The following is a 15339-nucleotide window of genomic DNA, read 5'->3' on the forward strand; positions in this document are numbered from 1 at the left end:
CGCCGCCGGGGGAGGCGGACGTGCTGGACTGGGGCGGTGGAGCACTCGCACCAGCACGCCGCGGAACCCCCGGCCCCGCTGCCGCGCCGCACGCGCGACGTCCTGACCGCCGTCGTCCTCGCGGTGCTCGTGGTGGCCGCCGCGGGCATCGTCGCGACCTGGCCCCGCGACGTCCCCTCGGCCTCGACGGGGTACGTGGGCGCCCAGACCGTGCGCGGGGAGGTGACGGGGACGCGGATGCACACCTGCCGCGCGGAGCTCGCGGAGGAGCGGCTGCCGGACGGCACGATGCCGGAGACGGTGCAGTGCCCGGACGCCACCGTCGCCGTCGACGGCGCGGGCATTGTCACCGTGCCCGTCCCGGCCGCGGTGTTCCACGGCGGCCTCGGCCCGGGCGACCGGGTCGCGCTGACCCGCTACCCCGCCGAGGCCGGGGCCGCGGAGGCCTACGTGTGGGAGGACTTCGACCGCCGCCTCCCGCTGGCGGTCGTCCTCGTCGTGTTCGTGCTGTTCACGGTGCTCGTCGGGCGGCGGCGGGGGGTGGCCGCCCTCGTCGGGCTCGGGCTGGGCGGGGCGGCCATCGCGTTCCACGTCGTGCCGGCGCTGCTGACCGAGCAGAACGCGGTCGTCGTGGGGCTGAGCTCCTCGACGGCGGTGATGGGGGTGGTGATCTACCTGACCCACGGGCTGTCCGCGCGCACGACGGTGGCCTACCTGGGGACGGTCGCGGGGTTGCTCGTCACCGCGGTCGCCGCCGTCCTCGCCGTGGACGGCAGCCACCTGGCGGGGCTGGACGACGAGAGCTCCTACACGGTCACGGTCCTCACCGGCGCCGTGGACCTGCGCGGGGTCGTCCTGGCCGGGACCCTCGTCGCGGCCCTGGGCCTGCTGAACGACGTCACCATCACCCAGGCCGCGGCGGTGTGGGAGGTCCGCGCCGCGGCCCCGCACGCGGGGTTCCGCGACCTGTTCGCGGCGGGCATGCGGGTGGGGCGGGACCACCTGGCCTCGACCGTCTACACCGTGACGTTCGCCTACGCGGGAGCCGCGCTGCCGACGCTGCTGCTGGTGCGCCTCTACGACCAGCCCGCGGGGCAGCTGCTGAACTCCTCCGCGATCGCGGAGGAGCTCGTCCGCTCCGCGGTGGGGGGGATCGCGCTGGCCGTCACGGTGCCGGTGACGACGGCCCTGGCGGCCGCGCTGGTGGCCCGGTCCCCGGTGGCGCCGGGGGCGGGGGAGGTCACCCGGTGAGGGGGCGGGCCGGCCGCCGCGAGGCCAGCGCCAGGCCGGCCGCGGAGGCCAGCAGCAGCGCCGTCAGCAGCAGCCACGGCAGCCCCGCGCCGGGTTCCAGCAGCGCCCCCACCGCGGTGGAGCCCAGCAGGACGGCCAGCCCGCCGCCGGAGGCCAGCGCCCCGTAGTGGGCCCCGACGTACCGCTCCCCCGCCAGCGGCGGGACGAGGTCGCGGGCCACCGGGCCGGCCAGCGCCGAGCCCAGGTGCAGCACCACGACGAAGGCCGCCGCGGGAGCGAGCGCCGGCACCCACCCGGGGGCCGGCGCGAAGGTGGCCGCCGCGACGAGGCCGAAGGCCAGCGCGGACACCGCGAACCCCAGGGGCAGGGCCGTGGCGGCGCCGCGGCGCCGGGCCCAGCGCGCCAGCGGGACCTGCGCGGTGACGGTGACGACCGCGGCGAGGACGAACATCAGCCCGAGGGCGTCCTGGGAACCGGTGGCCCGTTCCAGTTCCACCGGCAGGGCCAGGTACATCTGGTTGTAGGCCAGCAGCAGCGTCGAGTACAGGGCCGCGAAGAGCAGGAACCGCCGGTTGCGCAGGACGGCGGACCACCCCGCGCTCACCGACGTCTCCCGCACCGTGCCGTGGTCGCGCGGGGCCCACCGCGCGTTGAGCACGAGGACGAGCCCGAAGATCCCCGCGGCGACGAGGCACGTCGTGCGGAACTCCACCGCCAGCAGGACCGCGCCCAGGACGGGGCCGACCAGGGAGCCCACCTTGCCGACGACGTCGTCGAGGGCGAACAGCTCCGCGCGGGTGATGCCGCCGCCGTCCTCGAGCCGCCGCCCCTCGTGGGCGAGGCCGGTCTCGACCGCGGGGGAGAACAGGGCCGCGGCGAAACCCGTGAGGACGGTCCCGGCCAGCACCCCCGGCAGCGACGTCGTTGCGGCCAGGGTGCAGAACCCGGCGATGCGGACCAGGCAGCCGGTGAGCAGGACGGGCCGGACGCCGAACCGGTCGGTGAGCGCCCCCCCGACGAGGAACAGGCCCTGCTGGCTGAACGTCCGGACCCCCAGGACGATCCCCACGACCCAGCCCGCCAGCCCGAGGCCGGAGGACAGGTGCGCGGCGAGGAAGGGCACGACGAGGTAGAACCCGACGTTGAACGCCAGCTGGCTCAGCAGGAACAACCGGACGGGCGGTGGCAGGGTGCGCACCGCGCGGAGCTTCGGGCGGGTGGGCACGGCGGGGAACCCTACGCGGCGCCGCCCCCGGCCGGGGACGGGCGGCGCTCGCGCGCCCGCGGGGGGATCCGGTAGCGGATCAGGCGGGCGGAGTTCACGGCGACGAACACCGACGAGGCGTTGTGCGCGATCGCGGCCAGCACCGGCGACAGCGCCCCCGCCGCCCCCAGCGCGAGGCCGAAGCCGTTGACCGCGATGGACGCGCCGTAGTTCTGCTTGATGAGGCCGAGGGTCCGGTCGCCGAGGTCGCGCAGCTGCAGCAGGCGCCGCAGGTCGTCGCCGACGAGCGCGACGTCGGCGGTCTCCACCGCGACGTCGGTGCCCGACATCCCCATGGCGATGCCGAGGTCGGCCAGCGCCAGGGCGGGCGCGTCGTTGGTGCCGTCCCCGACGACCGCGACGGTGTACCCCTCGGCCTGCAGCAGCCGCACGACGTCCTGCTTGTCCTCGGGCATGACCTCGGAGCGGAACTCCTCGATGCCCAGTTCGGCGGCGACGGCCGCGGCGGTCCCGGGGTTGTCGCCGGTGAGCATGACGATCCGCTGGACCCCGCTGGCGCGCAACGCGTCCAGGACCTCCCGGGCCTCCGGGCGCACCTCGTCGCGCAGGCTGACCAGACCGGTCAGCACCCCGTCGACGGCCAGCAGCAGCGGCGTCTCGGCGGCCCGCTGCAGCTCCTCGACCCACCCGCGGGCGTGGTCGTCGACCGCCACCCCCTCGGCGTCCATGAGGGCGGCGCTGCCGACCAGCAGGACCCGGCCGTTGGCCTGGACCCGCATCCCCAGCCCCAGCAGGACCTCGCACTCCTCGTGGGTGGGGATGAGCAGGCGGCGTTCCTCGGTGGAGCGGATGACGGCCTGGGCCAGCGGGTGCTTGGAGTGGACCTCGGAGTTCGCGGCCTCGGACAGCACCTGCTCGGGGGTCCAGTCGTCGCGGAAGGACAGCACGTTCGTCACGACGGGACGGCCCACGGTGAGGGTCCCGGTCTTGTCGAAGACGAACGCGTCGACGCGCCCGGCGGCCTCCAGGTGCGAACCGCCCTTGACGAGGATGCCGCGCCGCGCGCCGTTGCCGATGGCGGCGCTGATGGCCGTGGGCGTGGCCAGGCCGACCGCGCAGGGGCAGGCGATGAGCAGCATCGTCATGGCCCGGCGCACGTCGCGGGTCAGCACGAGCGTCGCCAGCGCCAGCCCGAAGGAGGCGGGGACGAACTTGCGGCTGAACGCGTCGCCGACGGTCTGCACCGGCGCGCGGTCGGCCTGGGCGTCCTCGACGCGGGCGATGATCCGGCCCACCGCGGTGTCCTGGCCGGTGGCGGTGGCGCGCACCACGAGGCGGCCGCGCAGGTTCACGCTGCCGGCCAGCACGGGGTCGCCGGCGGTGCGCTGGACGGGGAGGTTCTCCCCCGTCAGCGCGGCCTGGTCCACGACGGCCTCGCCCTCGACGACCTCGCCGTCGACGGGGACGGTGGACTGCTCGAACACGACGACGAGGTCGCCGACGTGCAGCTCGGCGAGGTCGACCTGCTGCTCGACGACCGACCCGTCGGCGGCGGTGCGGCGGACCCAGGCGTGGGTCTCGCTGCCGGTGAGCAGGTCCGCGATCGCGCGCCGGGTGCGGCGCAGGGTGAGGTCCTGCAGGTACTCCCCGATGTTCAGCAGCCACAGCACGGTGAGGGCGACGACGTTCTCGCGCAGCAGCAGGCTCGCCACCGTCGCGGCCGAGACCAGGGCGTCGGTGCCGGCGCTGCGGCGGCCGAGGAGCGAGCCGACCGCCCCCTTGAGGAAGGGGTAGCCGGAGAAGATCGTGACGCCGGTGGCGATGAGGCGGGATGTCGGCCCGAGCAGCGGCGGGCGCCCGAAGGCGTAGCGGCGCAGCCCGAGCAGGGCCAGCGCGGCCCCGCCGACGGCGATGCGGGCGACCTCGCCGTTGCCGACGTCGGCCGAGCGCGGGGTGCGGGAGGGGGCGGCGTCGGCGGGGACGGCGGCGCTGGAGGCGACCGCCGCGGTGAGCTCCTCCACGCCGAGGGCGTCGGGGTCGAAGTGCACGACGACCCCGCCCGTCACCGGGTAGGCGCGGGCGAGGCGGACCCCGTCGAGGCGGTCCAGCGCCTCCTCCGCCGCGACCGCGCGCCCGGGGCTGCGGCGCAGCCAGTCCGCCTGGAAGCGGGCCCGCCCGGCGGTGACCGAGACGACGTTCAGCGGGGAGAGCAGCACGGGCTCAGTGCTCGTGGTCGTGCCCGGCCTGCGGGGTCGGCGGCACCGGCACCTGCTCGCCGAGCTCGTCGTAGGCCTGCGCGACGATGTCGCCGGTGCCCAGCCGCAGCCGCTCGACGCCGGTCTCGGCGGCGCGGGAGGCCTTGATGCCGGCCTTGGCGCCGTTCACGGCGAGGCGGCGCAGGGCGTTGCCCCCGCGGCCGTCGCCGAGGGCCTTGACGATGCCGGCCGAGGCGACGGCGGTGAGGGCGAGGCGCCCGAGGGGGGCGGCGATGGGCAGCACGAGGGACCTCCTGGTACGACGGGGGTTCATTCCACCACGAGGGGCGCGGCGGACGCGTGGCCGCTGCGCGGTCCCAGCCACGCCTCGAACCCGTCCTCCCCCGGGTCGCCGTGGCCGGCGGCCTCCTCGTCCGGGGTGGCGAGGACGTCGGCGAAGGCGCGGCGGACGCGTTCGCGCTCAGCGGGTTCGGTGCCGGTGACGACGAGGTGGGTGCTGCGCCCGCCCGGCGACCAGGGACCCGTCTCGCCGATGCTGAGCTGCCCGCCGGCGCCGTTCCACGCGCAGACGGTGCCCGGCCGGCTGGTGAGGCGGAAGGTGCCGCGGGCGCGCAGCCGCCCGGCCCCGAGGTCCTCGACGCGGTCCAGCAGCCGGTCCGGGTGCAGCGTGCCCCGGGAGGTCAGCTCGATCGTCCAGACCCCGGAGGTGTCGGGGACCGGGGGGCGACGCACCGTCAGGAGGTCGGCGCGCGCCCCGGTGCACCGGCCCGCGCCGAGGGGGGCGAGCACCTGCGCGCCGTCGGCGCCCTCCAGCTCCAGCACGGGGACCGCGGGCCCGCACAGGTGGGCCAGCAGGGTCCGGGCGCGGTCGTCGGCGGTCCCGGCGGCCAGGACGAGGTCGGCCTCGTCGAGCTGCCCGGCCAGGGCCTCGCCGACGGCGCGCTCGTCGTCGTCGTGGGTGGCGAGGCCGCGCTCGGAGAGCAGGGCGTCGCCGAGGAGGTCCTCGACGAGGGTGGCGGCGTCGACGACGGTGACGACGCCGCGCACGGCGACGGCCTCCCGCAGGTCCTCGTCCGCGCACAGGGCCGCCACCAGCGGGGTGGGGTCGCTCCCGACGGGCGGGACCAGCACGAGGGTGGACCAGCGCCCGCCGGCGGCGATGGCGGCCACGGTGGGCAGGACGTCCTCGCGCTGGGCGCAGCCGGCGCAGGCGTGCTCGAGGGGGACGACGACGTCCTCGACCACGCCGCCGAAGTCGCTGACGACGCGCCGCAGGCCGTCGGGGGTGAGGTCGTAGCGCAGGACGGCGGCGCCGGGGACGTCGCAGAACACCGTGCCGGTGGCCAGGTCGCGCTGGAGCGGGTGGACCGAGGTCAGGACGGTGATCGGCAGGACGGGGGACACGGACACCTCCACATGAGAACGATTCTCGTCTAGGGTGACGTTAGCAGTCCCCCGACCCCTGGAGGAGCCGTGCCCCGCCCCGCCCCCGCCCCGTCCCCGTCCCGGGGCTGGGTGCTCGTCCCCGCGAGCGAACCCGGTCTGCTGCACCGGGCGCGGCACGTCGTGCGCCGCTCGCGCGACCTCGTCCTCGTGGCGCTGGACCCCGGGGCGACGGCCCCCGCCCACGCCTGCCTGGGCGTCGGCGTGGAGTTCGCCCGGTCCGCCCCGCGGCCGGGGCGGCTGGTGTGGCTGCGCGACCTCACCGCCACCGAGACCGCCGCGGCGCTGGAGTGGATCGGCGGACCCCTGGCGGGTCTGGGCGACCCGCCCGCCGCGCTGCGCCACCGGGTCGCGGCGACGCAGCCGGCGGGGGTCCACTCGCGAGCGGGGGGTCAGCCGCGCGCGTAGCGGCGCCGGAACTTCTCCACGCGCCCCTCGGTGTCCAGGACCCGGGCGTTGCCGGTCCAGAACGGGTGGCTGGCCGCCGAGACGTCGACGTCGAACACCGGGTAGGTGGCGCCGTCCTCCCACTCCAGGGTCGGCAGGTCGCGGCGCGCCGCGAGGGTCGAGTTGGACAGGAACGCGGTGCCCGCGGCCTTGTCGCGGAAGACGACGGGGCCGTAGGCGGGGTGCAGGTCCGGTTTCACGATTCCTCCTGTAGATGAGATACGTTCTCAATAGTACGACCCACCCGTCCGTCCGTCACGACCAGGGAGGACACGTGTCCGCTCGCTGCCAGGTCACCGGGGCCGTCCCGGGCTTCGGCAAGTCCGTCTCGCACTCGCACCGGCGCACCAACCGCCGCTTCGACCCCAACGTCCAGCGCAAGAGGTGGTTCGTCCCCTCCCTGGGGCGCACCGTGACGCTGACCGTCTCCGCGCGCGGCATCAAGACCGTCGACGAGCGCGGCATCGAATCCGTGATCGCGGACCTGCGGGCCCGCGGGGAGAGGTTCTGATGGCGAAGTCCCAGGACGTCCGCCCCGTCATCAAGCTCCGCTCCACCGGGGGCACCGGGTACACCTACGTCACCCGCAAGAACCGCCGCAACGACCCCGACCGCATGGTCGTCCGCAAGTACGACCCCGTGCTGCGCCGGCACGTCGACTTCCGAGAGGAGCGCTGAACCGTGGCCAAGAAGAGCAAGATCGCCAAGAACGAGCAGCGCAAGGAGGTCGTCGCCCACCACGCCGCGCGCCGGGCGGAGCTCAAGCGCACCGCCGTGGCCGTCACCGCCGGCGAGGAGGAGCGCGCCGCCGCGCGCCTCGCCCTGCAGCGCCTCCCCCGCGACGCCAGCCCGACCCGCGTGCGCAACCGCGACGCCGCCGACGGCCGGCCCCGCGGGACGCTGCGGAAGTTCGGCCTTTCCCGCATCCGGGTGCGCGAGATGGCCCACGCCGGGGAACTGCCCGGCGTCACGAAGTCGAGCTGGTGAGAGGAGGACCGCCGTGAAGGTCCGCGCGTCCCTGAAGAGCCTCAAGCAGAAGGAGGGCTCCATCGTCGTCCGCCGCCGCGGGAAGACGTACGTCCTCAACAAGCGCAACCCCCGCTGGAAGGCGCGCCAGGGCTGACCCGCCGGGCGGGGTCGCGGAGGCCCCGTGCCCCGGCCCCGCCGGGCCGGGGCACCACCCGTCCGGGGGGTGGGGACTGGAGTCCCCCGCCCCGGCTGCCGATGTGGTGACGGTGGGACCACGGGGAGCAGGACGCGCACCGGCGCCGGCCGGCGGCCGCGCCGTCCCCGCGCCCGCCCCGGACCTGGCTTCGCTGCGGGCCAGCGAGGTGTTCACCGTCCTGTGCGCCCCCGGCCTGCTGCTCCTCGCGGTGGCCGTCGTGGTCCTGGTGCCGGAGTTCCTGCACCCCGGCACGACCGGTGTCGTCCTCGGCGGGGGCGTGCTCGCCCCCCCGGTCGCGGCGTTCGCGATCCTGCGGCAGCGGCGCACCGGGCGCGCCCAGGGCTGGTGGTCGGTGTGGGCCACCGGCGTCCTCTCCGTCCTCACCCTCACCATCGACGACTCCGCCTTCCGCCAGACGGCGGTGATGGCGCTCGTCGTGGGCCCCCTCTACGCCGCGATGTTCACCAGCACCCGCTCCATGCTGGGCCACCTGGCCCTCGCCGTGGCCGCCGGTTCCGCCCTCGTCGCCGGGATCCCCGGCGACGGCGAGGAACGGGCGATGCGCGTCCTGGCCGTGCAGATGGTGCTGGTGCTCAGCGTCGTCGGGCTGTTCGTCCTGCGCCGCCGCCTCGACACCGCGGTCGCGCTGCTGACCCTCGCGCGCGACCGGGCGGACGACCTCGCCGGGCACGACCCCCTCACGGGCCTGCTGAACCGCCGCGGGCTGCGCCTGGCCCTGGAGGCCGCCGCGGCCGGCGGGAGGGGACTCGGCCCCACCGGCGCGGTCCTCCTCGACGTCGACCACTTCAAGACGGTGAACGACACCCTCGGCCACGACGCCGGCGACGCCGTGCTGATCCGGATCGCGGCCGTCCTCGCCGCCACCGCGCGACCCACCGACCTCGTCGCCCGCATCGGGGGCGAGGAGTTCCTCGTCGTCGCCACCGCCACCGAACCCGGGGACGTCGCCCGCCTCGGGGAACGGCTGCGGGCCGCCGTCGTGGCCGACGGCGGCCGGCCACCGGTCACCGTCAGCGCCGGCGTGGCCTCCTGCCCGCCGGAACCGGGGGTGCCGTGCCTCGTGGACGAGCTGCAGTCCCGCGCCGACCGGCTGCTCTACCGGGCCAAGAGCACCGGCCGCAACCGCGTCTGCGTCGAGGAACCCGGGGAGGTGACCCCCGCGGACCCCGCCCGGGCGGGTGCACCGGCCCCCCGCCTCCCGGGCCGGTCCGGCTGAAGCGGACGGCTCGGCCGGGGCGGCTCAGGCCACGCCGAAGCGGAACTCGGTGACCGTGCGGAACTCCTCACCGGGCAGCAGGACCGTCGAGGGGAACTCCGGGTGGTTGGGGGCGTCGGGGAAACCCTGCGCCTCCAGCGCCAGCCCGTCCCGCGGACCGTAGGCCGCCCCGGCCTTGCCGACGAGGGTCCCCGCCAGCGATCCGCCGGTGAAGAACTGCACCCCGGGCTGGTCCGTCCAGACCTCCAGCGTCCGGCCCGAGACCGGCTCCTCCACCTGCGCGGCGCGCGTCACGTCCCGCCGCCCGCCGGGGACGTCGGCCAGGACGTAGCAGTGGTCGAACCCCTTCCCGCGCCGCAGCTGCTCGTCGTCGAGCTCGACGCGGTAGCCGACCGGGACGGGTTCGCGCAGGTCGAACGGCGTGCCCGCCACGGGACGGAACTCCCCCGTCGGCACTCCGCCCTCGTCCACGGGCAGGAACGCGTCGGCGAGGACCTGCACGAGGTGGGCGTCGACCGTCCCCGACCCCTCGCCGGCGAGGTTCCAGTAGGCGTGGTTCGTGAGGTTCACGACGGTCGTCGCGTCCGTCGTCGCGCTCGTGGTGACCGCCAGGATCCCGTCGTGCAGGGCGTAGGCGACGTGGACCGACAGGGCGCCGGGGAACCCGTTGTCCCCGTCGGGGCTCAGCAGGGAGAACCGGACCCCGCACGCCCCCTCGACGGGGTGGGCGGTCCAGAGCTTCTCCGAGAACGGGTGCGGCCCGCCGTGGATCGCGTGGCCCCGGTCGGTCGGGGGGACGGCGACCTCGAGACCGTCGAGGGGGAACGCGCCGCCGCGGATCCGGTTGGCGAACCGGCCGACGGTGGCGCCGAAGGAACGGCCCTTGCCCGCGTAGGGGGCCAGGTCGGCGAACCCGAGGACGACGTCGGCGCGGCGGCCGTCGCGGTCGGGGGCCAGCACCGACTGGACGCGGGCGCCGTGCTCGACGAGGGCGACCTGCACGGTGCCGTCGTCCAGGACCCAGCGCCCGACCGGGCGCCCGTCCTCGAGCCGGCCCCAGTCCTCGTCGACGCTCACCGTTCCCGTCAGGTTCTCCACGACGGGGACGCTACCGGGGAGGCCGCGACCCGGCCCGCCGACCGCCCACCGCCCCCACGACCGCCGTCGTCACGACGCCCAGGCCGGACAGCAGCAGGACCCCGGCGGCGTACCAGCGCCAGTCCCAGCTGCGGTCGAGGACCTCGTGGGCGGCGACGGCGACGGCGACCGCCAGCAGGACGAGGCCGCCGAGGACGGCGCCGAGGTCGGGGGTGCGGGGCGGGCGGGGCTCGTCCTCGCGCGGGTGCTCGGTCACGGTCCCTCCAGGGTGTCGGACCCGGCGGCACCGACGCGGACCTCACCGGTCCAGGCGACGGCGACGAGCTCGGGGGTGCCGGACGGCACGGTCCAGCCGTCGGGGTCCTCGCCGCGGACGACGACGGCCTCGGCGAGGGCGGCGGCGCCGGGACCCACGGCGAGGACCTGCGTGAGGTCGGTGCCGCCGAGGGTGGTGGCCCCGGCGCTGTCCTGGCCGGTGCCGCCGGGTTCGCCGCCGATCCCGACGACCCCGTCGTCGCCCTGCCAGCGCAGCGACCCGGCGAGGACGCGCACCTCGACGAGGACGGTGGCGTCGTCGGGGACGAGGACGTCGAGGCGGCCGGCGGCGACGGTGGCGCGCGCCGGGCCGCCGTCGAGGGCGGAGGGGTCGACCTGCAACCGGCCCACGGCGGAGCTGCGGGCGTCGGCGCCGGTGGGCCGCCACGTCTGGTCGACCTGCCAGGTCCAGCCGGTGGCGGGGGGCAGCACGGCGGCGGCGACGGCGCAGAGCGCGGCCGGCCAGGCGAGACCCACGAGGGCGGTGCGGCGGGCCCGCAACCCGGCGACGACGGCGCCGGTCCCCATGACGGCGACGGCCGCGCACAGGGCCAGCGGCAGGGTCCGGCCCGGCAGGTCGAGGAGCACCCCGGCCAGGACGACGGCGCCGGCGGCGAGCAGGGCCAGGCCGAGGACGGCGGTGGTGAGCAGCGGGGAACCGGGGCGGCGGCGGGCGCGGGACGCCTCGGCCTTCGCGACCGCCCGCTGCCCCTTGAGGGCGGCGTCGCGGAGCTTGGCCTCCAGCTTCGCCTGGCGGGCGGCGGCGGCGCGTTCGGTGCTGGAGCCGAACCCGGCGACGGGTTCGCGCGGGGCCTCGACGCGCGGGGCCTTGACGAGCGAGACGCGGGGGGCGGCGGGGGCGGGCCCGGCCGCGGGAGCGCGTTCGGGGGCGGCGGGGGCGGGCCCGGCCGCGGGAGCGCGTTCGGGGGCGGCGGGGCGCGCGGGGGGCTCGGGGCGCGGGAACCGCTGGTCGCGCAGCAGCCACCAGCACAGCAGCCCGACGAGGGTGGTGACGAGGAAGCCCCAGCCGGGCCCGTCCCACCCGCCGGTCCCGACCCCGATCAGGGCGCGCGGGACGGCGAGGTCGACGACGACGAGGGCGCCGGCCAGCCAGGCCGCTCCCGAGACGTCGCCGCGGGTGGCGGCCTCGACCTCGATGCGGCCGCCGTCGCCGGTGTCCCGGCGGGCGTCGGGCATCAGCAGCCACGCCAGGCCGTAGCAGGCCAGGCCCAGGCCGCCGACGACGGTGAGGGCGGCGACGATCCCCCGCACCAGCAGCGGGTCCAGGCCCGTGCGGGCCGCGACGCCGCCGCAGACCCCCGCGAACCAGCGGTCCTCGCCGCGGACGGCGCCCAGGGCGCGCACGGAGGTGAAGAACCCGGCCCGGCCGTCCGGCTGGACGCTGCTGCTCACGGTTCGAGCCTGTCAGAAGACCCAGCCGAGGCCGAGCAGGCCCTGGCCGAGGATCAGGTCGAGGACGACGAGGCCGACGGCGACGGCGAGGGCGCCGGAGACGTCGCCGCGGTGCGCGGCCTGGGCCTCGATGCGGCCGGTCGCGTCGGGCAGCAGGGCCCACGCGAGGCCGTAGAGGCCCAGGCCGAGACCGCCGAACAGGCTGAGGACGACGAACGCGACGCGCACGGCGAGGGGGTCGACGCCCAGGCGCCGGGCGGTGCCGCCGGCGACCCCGGCGACCCAGCGGTCGGAGCTGCGGGTCGGGCCGGAGCGGCGGAGCGCGGCGAAGAACCGGTCGGCGGCGCTCGGCCGCACCGGCGTGGCCTCCAGGTGCGGTTCCTGGTGGGTCTGGGAGTGCTGGGTGTTCTCGGTGGATGTCATGGTTCGAGACTGCTCCCCGGAGCACCCCCGGGGCATCGGGGGTTCCCCTGAGTCGACCCTGGTCCTCGGGCTCGGGGGATCCCCGGGGCGGGGTCCGCGTGCCACGATCGGCGGGTGAGCACACGGACGACGGAACTCCCGGACGCGCCCCCGGCGGCGCGGCCGCCGCTGGTGCGGGCGGTGGAGCACCGCCGCGTCGCCGGGGTGGCCGCGGGGGTCGCCGCCCACACCGGCATCCCGTTGTCGCGGGTGCGGGCGGTGCTCGTCGCCGGGGCGTTCCTCGGGGGGTTCGGCCTGGCCCTCTACGCGGCGTGGTGGCTGCTGCTGCCCGACGAGCGCCAGCTCGCGCTGCCGCCCGAGCAGCGCTCCGACCCCTCGGCGTGGGTCCTGGCCCACCGCAACGCCCTCGTCGGCGTCGCGCTGGTCGTGGGGTTCGGGCTGGTGCCCGCGATGAACCTGCTGGACGGCTCGGCCCGGATCACCGCGCCGGCGCTGGTGGCGGGGGCGGGGCTGGTGCTGGCCTGGAGCCAGCTCGACGCGACGCGGCGGCGGCGGTTCGTGGAGGACTCCACCGCGAGCCGGACCGCGGCGCTGCGGGTGGGCCTCGGGGTGACCCTCGTGGTGCTGGCGGTGCTGTTCCTCTTCACCGTCGGGGACCCGGAGCAGTTCTGGCGCTCGGCCCTGGCGGGGCTGGGGATCCTCGCCGGGGCGGCGGTGGTGCTGGCGCCGTGGGCGGTGCGGTTGTGGCAGGACCTCGGCGAGGAGCGCGCGGCGCTGGCCCGGGAGCAGGAACGGGCCGAGTTCGCCGCCCACGTCCACGACTCGGTGCTGCAGACGCTGACCCTCATCCAGAAGCGTTCCGGCGACGGGGGCGAGGTCGCCCGGCTGGCCCGGCGCCAGGAGCGCGAGCTGCGGCAGTGGCTGTACGGCGACCACGGGCAGACCGCGGGGACGCTGGGCGCGGCGCTGCGGGCGGCGGCGACGGAGGTGGAGGACGTGTCGGGGGCGGTCGTGGAGGTCGTCGTCGTGGGGGACCTCGACAACCGCCCCCTCGACAAGCCGCTGACGTCGCTGGCCCAGGCCGCGCGCGAGGCGCTGCTGAACGCGGGGCGGCACGCGGGGGGGACGGTGTCGGTGTTCGCCGAGCCGGCGGGTGCCCCGGGAGGGGGTGGGGTGGAGGTGTTCGTGCGCGACCGCGGTCCGGGCTTCGAGGTGGACGACGTCCCCGAGGACCGGCTGGGGGTGCGGGAGTCGATCATCGGCCGGATGCGGCGGGCCGGGGGTTCGGCCAGCGTCCGCCGTCCCGCCGACGGGGGCACCGAGGTCGCCCTGCGGCTGCCGGGGGGTGCGGCGTGATCCGCGTCCTCGTGGTCGACGACCACCGCATGGTCCGCTCGGGGGTCCGCGCGGAGCTGTCCGGCGCGCAGGACCTGGAGGTCGTGGGCGAGGCCGCGGACGTGGCGGGCGCGGTGGCGGCGGTGGAGCGGTTGCGGCCCGACGTCGTGCTGCTCGACGTGCACCTGCCCGCCGGGCCGGACGAGAACCCCGCCCCGGGCGCGGGGTCCGGCGGGGCGCAGGTGCTCGCGCGGTCGGCGGCGCTGCTGAGCGCCGACCCGCCGGTGCGGTTCCTGGCCCTGTCGGTCTCCGACGCCGCCGACGACGTCATCGCCGTGATCCGCCGCGGCGCGCGCGGGTACGTGACGAAGGCGATCAGTGGCGACGACCTCGCCGCGGCGGTGCGCCGGGTCGCGGAGGGGGACGCGGTGTTCTCCCCGCGGCTGGCGGGGTTCGTGCTCGACGCGTTCGGCGCGGGGGCGGGTGAGGTCGCCGCGGCCGACGACGAGCTGGACCGGCTCTCGGCGCGCGAGCGGGAGGTGATGCGGCTCATCGCCCGCGGCTACGCCTACAAGGAGGTGGCGAAGGAGCTGTTCATCTCGGTGAAGACGGTGGAGACCCACGTGTCGGCGGTGCTGCGCAAGCTGCAGCTGTCCAACCGCAACGAGCTGACCCGCTGGGCCGCGGCCCGCCGCCTGCTCTAGGGTTGGACCGGTCCACCGCCGGACCGCACGCCCTCCCGGAAGGACACCGATGTCCCAGCCCGTGCGCTTCGCGCTCATCGGCACCGGCCGCATCGGCCAGGTCCACGCCGCGAACGTCCACGCCAGTCCCGACGCCGTCCTGCAGGTCGTGTGCGACACCCTCCTCGCCGGTGCGGAGCGGACGACCGCCGCGTTCGGGGGCCGGGCGACCTCGGACCCGCTGGCGGCGATCCGCGCCGACGACGTCGACGCGGTGGTCGTCGCCTCCCCCACGCCCACCCACGTCGACCTCGTCGCCGCCTGCCTGGACGCGGGCGTCCCCGTGCTGTGCGAGAAGCCGATCGACCTCGACCTCGCCCGCGTCGACGCGATCCGCGACCGCGCGCGCGCCGCGACGTCGCCCGTCGTCCTCGGCTTCAACCGCCGCTTCGACCCGCACTTCGCCGAGCTGCGGCGCCGGGTGGCGGCCGGGGAGATCGGCCGCCTGGAGCACCTGGCCATCACCAGCCGCGACCCCGAACCCCCGCCCGCGGACTACGTGCCCCTCTCGGGCGGCATCTTCCGCGACATGGCCATCCACGACCTCGACACCGCCCGGTCCTTCGTCCCCGACGTCGTCGCGGTGACCGCCGTCGGGTTGCGGCAGTTCGACGCCGGGATCGCCGGGCACGGCGACTTCGACGCCGCCGTCACCACGCTCGTCGGGGCGGGCGGGGAGTCGATCGTCATCACGAACTCCCGGCACAGCGCCTACGGCTACGACCAGCGCCTGGAGGCGTTCGGGCCCGGGGGGATGCTGGAGGTCGGCAACGTGACCCCGACGCTCGTGCGCTCCTCCACCGGTTCCGCCAGCTCCACCGGGGAGCCGTACCGCCGGTTCTTCCTCGAGCGCTACCGCGAGGCCTACGAGCTGGAGCTCGCGGCGTTCGTCGCCACCGTCCGCGGCGAGGACACCACCGCGAGCCCGTCCCCGGGTTTCGAGGACGGGCGCGCGGCGCTCGTGCTGGCCGACGCCTGCGAGACGTCGGCGCGGGAGGGGCGGACGGTCGCGGTCGACCTCTCCTGAG

The 15339-nt window shown here is 76.7% G+C and carries 19 protein-coding genes; 10 read left to right on the forward strand and 9 right to left on the reverse strand.

Going from position 1 to position 15339, the window contains the following annotated elements:
* Window positions 1-36 precede the first annotated feature (36 nt).
* The gene (locus KRAD_RS09700) at window positions 37-1251 is read left to right on the forward strand and encodes a YibE/F family protein (RefSeq protein ID WP_012085395.1); all 1215 of its coding nucleotides are present in this window, start codon (window positions 37-39) and stop codon (window positions 1249-1251) included.
* On the opposite strand, the gene KRAD_RS09705 is transcribed toward KRAD_RS09700, so the two are convergent.
* Genes KRAD_RS09705 through KRAD_RS09720 form a run of 4 tightly spaced genes read right to left on the reverse strand, consistent with a single transcriptional unit; the run spans window position 1241 to window position 6102 of the window.
* Window positions 1241-2476 carry an MFS transporter gene (locus KRAD_RS09705; RefSeq protein ID WP_012085396.1) on the reverse strand — a complete coding sequence of 412 codons (1236 nt, stop codon included), beginning with the start codon at window positions 2474-2476 and terminating at the stop codon, window positions 1241-1243. The genes KRAD_RS09700 and KRAD_RS09705 overlap by 11 nt on opposite strands.
* 11 nt (window positions 2477-2487) lie before the next feature.
* A complete protein-coding gene (locus KRAD_RS09710; protein ID WP_012085397.1) occupies window positions 2488-4692 on the reverse strand; it encodes a heavy metal translocating P-type ATPase in 2205 nt (734 codons plus the stop codon).
* A gap of 4 nt (window positions 4693-4696) precedes the next feature.
* The gene (locus KRAD_RS09715; protein WP_049821140.1) at window positions 4697-4975 is read right to left on the reverse strand and encodes a DUF1490 family protein; all 279 of its coding nucleotides are present in this window, start codon (window positions 4973-4975) and stop codon (window positions 4697-4699) included.
* A 26-nt stretch (window positions 4976-5001) separates the two neighbouring features.
* Window positions 5002-6102 (reverse strand): GTP-binding protein, encoded by a 1101-nt coding sequence (locus KRAD_RS09720; RefSeq protein ID WP_162145138.1) that lies wholly within the window; start codon window positions 6100-6102, stop codon window positions 5002-5004.
* A gap of 63 nt (window positions 6103-6165) precedes the next feature.
* Here KRAD_RS09720 and KRAD_RS26410 point away from each other — a divergent pair, with 63 nt between their 5' ends.
* Complete coding sequence (locus KRAD_RS26410; protein ID WP_041292005.1) at window positions 6166-6543, forward strand: hypothetical protein; 378 nt, start codon at window positions 6166-6168, stop codon at window positions 6541-6543.
* On the opposite strand, the gene KRAD_RS09730 is transcribed toward KRAD_RS26410, so the two are convergent.
* Window positions 6528-6782, reverse strand: a complete 255-nt coding sequence (locus KRAD_RS09730; protein WP_041292006.1) for a type B 50S ribosomal protein L31 — start codon at window positions 6780-6782, stop codon at window positions 6528-6530. The two genes, KRAD_RS26410 and KRAD_RS09730, sit on opposite strands and share 16 nt — an antisense overlap.
* Window positions 6783-6856: 74 nt before the next feature.
* Between KRAD_RS09730 and rpmB the strand changes: the two genes are divergently transcribed.
* The 5 genes from rpmB to KRAD_RS24210 all read left to right on the forward strand — a co-directional run bounded on the left by rpmB (window position 6857) and on the right by KRAD_RS24210 (window position 8984).
* Entirely contained in the window at window positions 6857-7093 is a 237-nt protein-coding gene (gene rpmB / locus KRAD_RS09735) for a 50S ribosomal protein L28 (protein WP_012085400.1), read from the forward strand.
* Window positions 7093-7260, forward strand: coding sequence for a 50S ribosomal protein L33 (gene rpmG / locus KRAD_RS09740; protein WP_012085401.1), 168 nt, complete (start codon window positions 7093-7095; stop codon window positions 7258-7260). The genes rpmB and rpmG overlap by 1 nt, the downstream gene beginning before the upstream one ends.
* Window positions 7261-7263: 3 nt before the next feature.
* Entirely contained in the window at window positions 7264-7569 is a 306-nt protein-coding gene (gene rpsN / locus KRAD_RS09745; RefSeq protein ID WP_012085402.1) for a 30S ribosomal protein S14, read from the forward strand.
* 13 nt (window positions 7570-7582) lie between these two features.
* Window positions 7583-7705: a type B 50S ribosomal protein L36 gene (gene ykgO, locus KRAD_RS09750; RefSeq protein WP_012085403.1), complete on the forward strand. Its 123-nt coding sequence runs from the start codon at window positions 7583-7585 to the stop codon at window positions 7703-7705.
* A gap of 112 nt (window positions 7706-7817) precedes the next feature.
* On the forward strand, window positions 7818-8984 hold the full coding sequence (locus KRAD_RS24210; RefSeq protein WP_157873558.1) for a GGDEF domain-containing protein: 1167 nt from the start codon (window positions 7818-7820) through the stop codon (window positions 8982-8984).
* A 24-nt stretch (window positions 8985-9008) separates the two neighbouring features.
* On the opposite strand, the gene KRAD_RS09760 is transcribed toward KRAD_RS24210, so the two are convergent.
* Genes KRAD_RS09760 through KRAD_RS09775 form a run of 4 tightly spaced genes read right to left on the reverse strand, consistent with a single transcriptional unit; the run spans window position 9009 to window position 12233 of the window.
* Window positions 9009-10082 carry an aldose epimerase family protein gene (locus KRAD_RS09760; protein ID WP_012085405.1) on the reverse strand — a complete coding sequence of 358 codons (1074 nt, stop codon included), beginning with the start codon at window positions 10080-10082 and terminating at the stop codon, window positions 9009-9011.
* Window positions 10083-10092: 10 nt separating this feature from the next.
* Entirely contained in the window at window positions 10093-10338 is a 246-nt protein-coding gene (locus KRAD_RS09765) for a hypothetical protein (protein WP_012085406.1), read from the reverse strand.
* Window positions 10335-11810, reverse strand: coding sequence for a PspC domain-containing protein (locus KRAD_RS09770; RefSeq protein WP_012085407.1), 1476 nt, complete (start codon window positions 11808-11810; stop codon window positions 10335-10337). The genes KRAD_RS09765 and KRAD_RS09770 overlap by 4 nt, the downstream gene beginning before the upstream one ends.
* A gap of 12 nt (window positions 11811-11822) precedes the next feature.
* Window positions 11823-12233: a PspC domain-containing protein gene (locus KRAD_RS09775; RefSeq protein ID WP_012085408.1), complete on the reverse strand. Its 411-nt coding sequence runs from the start codon at window positions 12231-12233 to the stop codon at window positions 11823-11825.
* Window positions 12234-12347: 114 nt separating this feature from the next.
* Between KRAD_RS09775 and KRAD_RS26415 the strand changes: the two genes are divergently transcribed.
* Genes KRAD_RS26415 through KRAD_RS09790 form a run of 3 tightly spaced genes read left to right on the forward strand, consistent with a single transcriptional unit; the run spans window position 12348 to window position 15338 of the window.
* A complete protein-coding gene (locus KRAD_RS26415) occupies window positions 12348-13589 on the forward strand; it encodes an ATP-binding protein (RefSeq protein ID WP_012085409.1) in 1242 nt (413 codons plus the stop codon).
* 29 nt (window positions 13590-13618) lie between these two features.
* Window positions 13619-14272: a LuxR C-terminal-related transcriptional regulator gene (locus KRAD_RS09785; RefSeq protein WP_157873844.1), complete on the forward strand. Its 654-nt coding sequence runs from the start codon at window positions 13619-13621 to the stop codon at window positions 14270-14272.
* Between the two features lie 49 nt (window positions 14273-14321).
* Window positions 14322-15338 carry a Gfo/Idh/MocA family oxidoreductase gene (locus tag KRAD_RS09790; RefSeq protein ID WP_012085411.1) on the forward strand — a complete coding sequence of 339 codons (1017 nt, stop codon included), beginning with the start codon at window positions 14322-14324 and terminating at the stop codon, window positions 15336-15338.
* Window position 15339 lies beyond the last annotated feature (1 nt).

Source organism: Kineococcus radiotolerans SRS30216 = ATCC BAA-149 (assembly GCF_000017305.1).
GTDB classification, from domain to species: domain Bacteria; phylum Actinomycetota; class Actinomycetes; order Actinomycetales; family Kineococcaceae; genus Kineococcus; species Kineococcus radiotolerans.

Coding starts and splice junctions, on each gene's coding strand:
- rpmG (WP_012085401.1), top strand. CDS start 7,093: ATGGCGAAGTCCCAGGACGTCCGCCCCGTCATCAAGCTCCGCTCCACC.
- KRAD_RS09775 (WP_012085408.1), bottom strand. CDS start 12,233: ATGACATCCACCGAGAACACCCAGCACTCCCAGACCCACCAGGAACCG.
- KRAD_RS09785 (WP_157873844.1), top strand. CDS start 13,619: ATGGTCCGCTCGGGGGTCCGCGCGGAGCTGTCCGGCGCGCAGGACCTG.
- KRAD_RS09790 (WP_012085411.1), top strand. CDS start 14,322: ATGTCCCAGCCCGTGCGCTTCGCGCTCATCGGCACCGGCCGCATCGGC.